Origin of the sequence: Pauljensenia hongkongensis (assembly GCF_001746855.1) — a bacterium.
GTDB lineage: Bacteria > Actinomycetota > Actinomycetes > Actinomycetales > Actinomycetaceae > Pauljensenia > Pauljensenia hongkongensis.
The window spans coordinates 26,846-33,004 of the sequence record NZ_CP017298.1; the positions used below are offsets into that span (position 1 = coordinate 26,846).

Genomic DNA, 6,159 nt, shown 5'->3' on the forward strand with positions numbered 1-6,159 from the left:
GAAAGCCGGGTCCTCGGGCTCGGCCGGGCGCGGCCTCACGGGGGCGCGGGAGCGCGCCGGCCGCCGGGCTTTCCGCGCCTCCCCAGGCCTGCGGGGCCATCCCGCCCCCTTCGCGATGAGCCGCAGCAGGACCACGAGGACGAAGATGAGCACCGTGGCGCTCGCTATCCTTCTCTTCGCGTCGCAGTCCGAGCACAGCTGGTCCGAAAGGGAGGGCGAGCGCAGCCCGCTCCTGTTGTACCCGCGTTTCGCCGCGCCAGTGCGCCCGCTCGCCGGGGTTGAGGCCCCCGCCGACGGGGACGCGCCCGCCAGGGACTGGGGGCTCTGGGGATCGTCGGCGGGTTCTGGTTCCGGCGGGTCGTTGTTCGACGGCGGGTGCACGGCGCCGGTGGACGTCGTGCCCGTTGAAACGTCGTAGTCCAGGGTGATGTCCTCGAAGTCCTGGTACCACACGGCTTTCTCCCAGCCCGTGGAGTCGGGATCGTGGTCGACGAGCCCCCCGCCCGAAACGCTTGTGATCACAGCATCGCCCACCCACGCCCTGACCATCCGCATCGTCAACCCCGTTGCCCCGGCGATGGGTTCTGTGACGTGCAAGGGCATTGTGATGGTGTACGTGGGCCCGTTCCCGGAGAGGAAGGGGGCATGGTCAGGGACTCTGAACTCGTCCACGGCGCACATGGACGGGCTGCCTTTGGAAAGCGCTCTGGTGAAGGTCACGACCTGCTGCGATGCGGGGAGGCCGAACACGGACCGGATGTGGTCGCCGAACTCGTTGCACACCCGCCTGATCAGGACGGCGCCGTCGGCAATGATCGTGGCGGAGTAGTACAGGGGCCCGGATCCGGTGACGCGGTAGTACTCAGTCGCGTGGCCCCCAGCGGCGCAGGAGGGACGGGCGCCGGGCACTGCCACTGCGCTGAGCGCCAGCACCACGGCCACCGCCGCGATCCCCACCGGCTTCCTCAGTCCCATGGGCGCCTCCATCGGCCGTCGTGCGTTCGGTACTCCCCGATCCTACCAACTGGTCGGACCCGGGGCGCGGACGGATCACGGCTCTGCCAAGTGCCCTGGCAACCGTTCCGACGGGGTGGGGGCCCAGGCCGCTGAGGGCGCCCTCGGCGTCCTGGTCGGTCAAGCGGGACCGCTGGGAGGGGCGAAACGGGAATCCGATCGGGGAGCGGCCGCCTCGGACGGACCCGCGGATCCCGGGGCGGGGTCGGGGGAGTCGTGCGGCTCGGGCGCGGCCGTCCTGGAGCTGTCGTAGGGGAATGTGGGGGAGTCGTGCGGCTCGGGCGCGGCCGTCCTGGAGCTGTCGTAGGGAAATGTGGGGGAATCATGGGGCTCGGACGCGGCCGTCCTGGAGGTGTCGTAGGGGAATGTGGGGGAGTCGTGCGGCTCGGACGCGGCCGTCCTGGAGGTGTCGTAGGGGAGTGCGGGGTCCACGGGGCGGCGGGTGTGGGTGGCCCGCGACCGCGCCGGCCTCCGCGACTGTTTCTTCCACTGCGATCGCATCGTGCCCATCGAGATGATCCAGAACAGGACCAGGACGACGAGGATGAGGAAGAATATGGCGACGAATGCGTTGCCGTCGTCCGAGTCCGAGGACCTCCCGGTGGGAGTGGGCGCGCCGGTCCGTTGGCCGGGGGTCCCGACCGTCACGGGGGCCGTGATCGGTCCCGTGGTCGTCGTCGCGGCAGGTGCGCCCGGCGTGCCCGTGCGCTGCGGCTTGACGTTGGCCTCCGGATCGGGCGGCACCGGGGTCGGCGCGCCGCGCACCGCGCCGGACGAGGTCGCTCCCGTTGCCACGTCGTAGGTCACGTACGAGTCATCGGCCGTGTGCGCGCAAGTCGCCGTCTCCTGCCCGCTGGAGGAGGAGTCGTGATCAATGGCGCAACCGTCCGAGGCGCTTGTGATTATGGCGTTGCTCACCGTCGCCGTGGTGCTCCTGGTGGTGAACCCAATGGCCTCCAGGACGGGGCCGGTAGTGCTGGGGGACATCGCGATGGTGCGCTCGGAGCCGTTCTCCGTGATGACGGAGTCCGTGGGGTGGAGGATGTCGAAAGGCTGAACGGCGCATTCGCTGGTCCCCCCGTCGTACGTCGCTCCGGTGTAGGACGCCTTCGGGTCCTTGTCGAGGCCGAACACCGTCCGGAGGTGGCCGGCGAAATCGTCGCACACCTGCTTGCTCAGGTAGTCCTCGCTGGCGGTGATCCGCGCCGAGTAGGTGAGAACGCCGGAGCCGGAGACGCGGTACTCCTCCGAGGCGCCCGCCTCGGCGGCGGAGGCGCTCCGGGCGCCGGGCACGGCCGCCGCGCTGAGGGCGAGCAGCACCGCGGCCGCGATACCCGCAGGTTTCCCCAGTCCCATGTGCGCCTCCATCCGGTGTCGTGCGTTCGGCACGCCCTGTCAGGAGTCCTCGTCCGGGGCGAAGGGGGAGCGCTGTTTCGGAGGCGCGGGAACAGGGGGGAGGCCCAGTGCGGAGGAAGCGGAGCCGCCGGCGGAGGGCCCCGTCTGCGCGCCGGCGGAGGCGCCCGGAGGGGATTGGGGGACCGCTGCGTCGCCGAATGGGAACGACTGCCCTGCCGGGACCGCCGACCCCGACGACTGCCCGTAGTCCTGGGCCTGCCCGTAGCCCGGGGTTCGGCCGTGCCCCTGGCCGGGGAGCCCGCCGGGGCCCTGCCCGTCGGGGTACGGGACCCCCGCGTAGCCGCCGGGGCCAGTGTGTGCCCTGCGGCTCCTCATGACGATCACCACAGCGCCGGCCACGGCTGCGATCACGATGACGCCCACGACGATGGCTGCGACGATCAGGGCCGTGTTGTCATCCGAGTTCCCAGGGGGGTTCTGCCCGGCGGCGTTGTTGCTCGGGGACGCCGGCGCGCTCGGTGTGGACCGTGGGCTCGGCGTGGACCGTGAACCGGGCGTGGGGGAGGCGCCCGCCCTGCCGTTGCGGTTCCCGAGGGCGCTATCGTAAGTGATGCTGAGGTCTCCGCTGACGTTCTTCCATTCCGCGGTCTCCCAGCCGTTGCCCTCGGAGTCGTGCTTGATCTCGGCGCCGTCGGAGCTCTCGACGATTCCGGCGTCGAAGACAGTGGCCGAGACATTCCTGGTGGTCGTGCCCAGGACCGCCATGACGGAGTCCGGGATCGCGGTCCTCAATGTGAGTGTCCTCGTCGTTCCCGCCGTCTGCATCAGTGCGGTCTTGTTCAGTTCGGCCCTCAGGGTCGCCGTGCACCTGTTCGAGACGCCGGAGCCGGAGGACTGCGTGAATGAGATCGAGGCCTTCTCGTTGGTGGAGAAAACGGTTTGGGCGCTGGTGCCCAATTCCTCGCACTGCTCCTGTGTGAGCGCCTGTTGGTAGTCGGCGATGATGACCGTCCACGAGACCCTCCCGGACTGGTGGATCATGTACTGCTCGGCGACCCGGTTCTCCATGGCGGCATGCGCGCTGGGCGCTGAGGCGGCGCCCAGCGCGAGCGCGGCCGTGGCGGCGCCCATGATGGCGAGTGTTCGTCTGGTTCCCACGTGCGCCTCCATGACGAGTGGTGCGTTCTGGTACCCCATTAGCCTACCAAGTGGTCGCAGGAGCCTGGAAGCCCTCCTCCAGAGCGTGGTTGAGGCGCCGCATGACCAGGGGGTCGACCTTCGTCACGCGCCGGTCGTAGGTCATCAGCCCGTTCGTCTCGGACTCGACGTCGCTCACCTGGGTGTAGGTGCAGGCGGCGAGACCGCGGGCGGCCAGGGGGATCAGCTCCCGCTCGTAAAGCCGTACCAGTGCGGCCTCCAAGGCGGCGCGGTCGCGGTGGAAGCTGTAGCCGTAGGGCTGGCCGGACGAGTGGAGGTGGCCCTCGACGGGCAGGTTGTGGCCGCCGAACTCCGACAAGTAGAACGCGCGGCCATCGTTGGCGGGCGGCGCCACGAGGGCCAGCACGTAGCGGTGGCGGCTCCTGAAGTCGCCGCACCCCTGGTCGAACCAGCCCGACGCCGCGTCGACGGGCCGGGTGGGGTCGATGCGCCTGGTGAGCTCCAGGACGCGGCGCGCGCCGAACTGCCCCCACCCCTCGTTGAAGGGCACCCATATGACCACGCTGGGGTGGGCTTGGAGGAGGCGCACGGTCCGCGACCATTCCTCCAGGAAGGCGCGGCGGCTGGCGGCGGTGGCGCGGCCGGTGCGCCGCAGCAGGGCGCGGCCGGTGTCCGGCCACGTGAAGCCGGTCGCCTGGATGAGGCCCGACTGGCGTATCGACGCCGGTGCCCTGCCCCCGCTGACGCCGTCCTGGACGACCATCATCCCGATCCGGTCGGCCAGGGCGTAGAAGCGCCTGCTCTCCACTTTGACGTGGACCCGCACCCCGTTGAAGCCCATGCCCTTCAGCGCCAGCAGGTCGTGCTCCACCGCCGCCCCGCTGGGCGCCGTCAGACCGGACTCGGGCCAGTAGCCCTGCCACAGGGGGGCGTTGACCAGGACGGGCGCGCCGTTGAGCAGCACGCGGGCCGCGCCCCCGCCCTCCGGGGCGGACACGGCGACGGTCCGCACGCCGAAGTACGACTCCACGCGGTCGGCCCCAGTGTCCGCGACCAGCGAGTACAGGTGCGGATCGCCGGGGCTCCACGGCCGCGCGGAAGGGATCCGCACGGCGATGGGCGCTCCCGTGGTCCCCGACGCCCGGACCACGGCGCCCTCCTGGTCGCTGATGGTGATCGTGACGGGCCGGGGGCCTCCCTCGGCGAGGATCCGCACGTCCACGGTGGCCAGGTCGGGGCGGGTGCGGGTGAGCACCCGGGTGATCGCCCGGTCGGGCAGGGGCTCCATCCACACGGTCTGCCAGATGCCCGATGTGGCCGTGTACCAGATCCCGCCGGGCTCCAGCGACTGCTTGCCGCGCTGCTGGTCCGTCGTGTCGGTCGCGTCGGCCACTTCGACGCGCAGGCGGACCCGCGCCCGCCCCGTGTCGGGCAGCTCCACGCGGAAGGGGCAGTACCCGCCCGTGTGGGAGCCGATGGGCTCGCCGTCGGCGAAGACGCGGCACTCGTGGTCCACCGCCTCGAAGACGACGGCGACGCGCCCGCCCCGCCACTGCCCGGGGACCACGATGTCCTGCTCGTAGCACAGCAGCTCGTCGGGCCCGAGGGGCCTGGCCGCGCCCGATGCCCTGGTCTCCACCGCGAACGGCACGCGGATGCGCCCCTGCCACGCGTCCACGGGGGACTCGGCCCCCTGGGCGGCGCGCCTGCCGACGACGGCGTAGCGCCACCACCCGTTGAGGCTGCGCCACTGGGGCCGCACGAGCATCGGGCGCGGGTACTCGGGCAGGGGGGCGTCCCCCAGGTCCTCGCCCCATGGGGTCACCAGGCCCGGGCCGGCCGGGCGGGTCGCGTCGTCGCTCATAGGCCGATTCTACTGCCGTGACGTGGATCGCTTCCGCGGATTGGCGTGCCGTCGGCATGCTGGGCTACACTATCCAAGGTCGCCGCGAGCGGCGAGCTAGATACGGGCTGTGGCGCAGTTTGGTAGCGCACTTGACTGGGGGTCAAGGGGTCGTGGGTTCAAATCCCGCCAGCCCGACGTTGGAACCGCAGGGCCACGTGCTCTGCGGTTTTATGCGTTCCCGGGGCGATCCAGGGCATCGGCGCCCCAACAAGGTTAGGCTTAGCTATGCGATTATCCCTGAGCTACGGTCCGCGTCCGCGCGCGGACGCGGAAGGAAACCCAATGTCGAAGAAGAGCGCCCTCGCGCCATTGGTCCCCGCAGTGCTGAGCCTGTTGCTCGTCGCAGGGGGGACGACCGTGTTCGCCGCGTGCGACCCCAAACCCGACGGCTCGTGGATGCAGTGCCACAGCTGCCAGAACACGGTGGCGGCCGGAGCCGGGGGGCTGGCCCTGCTCTTCGGGGCCTCCGCGTTCGTCAAGAACCGGTCCCTGCGGCTCGCCCTCCAGGCGCTCGGGGTGGTCGGCGCCGCCGTCACATTCTTCATCCCCGGCGGCATCTGCCCCATGTGCATGATGCGCACGATGCGCTGCTACACGGTGTTCCAGCCCTTCGTCCGGATCATGAGCGTCCTCGTCGCCGCTGGCGGCGTCGGCGCCCTGGTCACCTCCATGCGCGGCCGCGGCGCCAGCGCCCTGGCCCCGTCCGCGCGCGCGGGAGGGGAGCT

General features: G+C 71.2%; 5 protein-coding genes and 1 tRNA gene. 2 read left to right on the forward strand and 4 right to left on the reverse strand.

Going from position 1 to position 6,159, the window contains the following annotated elements:
• From BH719_RS00125 to BH719_RS00140, 4 genes are all read right to left on the reverse strand, one after another.
• Positions 1-975 (reverse strand): hypothetical protein (locus tag BH719_RS00125; RefSeq protein WP_050790596.1); only part of this gene is annotated, 975 nt, incomplete at its 3' end.
• Positions 976-1,134: 159 nt separating this feature from the next.
• Positions 1,135-2,370: a hypothetical protein gene (locus BH719_RS00130; protein WP_216818691.1), complete on the reverse strand. Its 1,236-nt coding sequence runs from the start codon at positions 2,368-2,370 to the stop codon at positions 1,135-1,137.
• A gap of 39 nt (positions 2,371-2,409) precedes the next feature.
• Entirely contained in the window at positions 2,410-3,528 is a 1,119-nt protein-coding gene (locus tag BH719_RS00135) for a hypothetical protein (protein ID WP_245683291.1), read from the reverse strand.
• A 43-nt stretch (positions 3,529-3,571) separates the two neighbouring features.
• Positions 3,572-5,392, reverse strand: a complete 1,821-nt coding sequence (locus BH719_RS00140; RefSeq protein WP_009399680.1) for a glycoside hydrolase family 2 protein — start codon at positions 5,390-5,392, stop codon at positions 3,572-3,574.
• Between the two features lie 103 nt (positions 5,393-5,495).
• Between BH719_RS00140 and BH719_RS00145 the strand changes: the two genes are divergently transcribed.
• Together BH719_RS00145 and BH719_RS00150 are read left to right on the forward strand one after the other, a co-directional pair.
• Positions 5,496-5,569: transfer RNA gene (locus tag BH719_RS00145), tRNA-Pro, on the forward strand.
• 147 nt (positions 5,570-5,716) lie between these two features.
• Positions 5,717-6,159, forward strand: a 443-nt coding sequence (locus BH719_RS00150; RefSeq protein ID WP_009399682.1) for a DUF4418 family protein, incomplete at its 3' end; no start/stop codon positions are given.

Excerpts from the sequence above, each read along its gene's own strand:
- BH719_RS00140 (WP_009399680.1), bottom strand. The coding sequence starts at position 5,392 with ATGAGCGACGACGCGACCCGCCCGGCCGGCCCGGGCCTGGTGACCCCA.
- BH719_RS00130 (WP_216818691.1), bottom strand. The coding sequence starts at position 2,370 with ATGGGACTGGGGAAACCTGCGGGTATCGCGGCCGCGGTGCTGCTCGCC.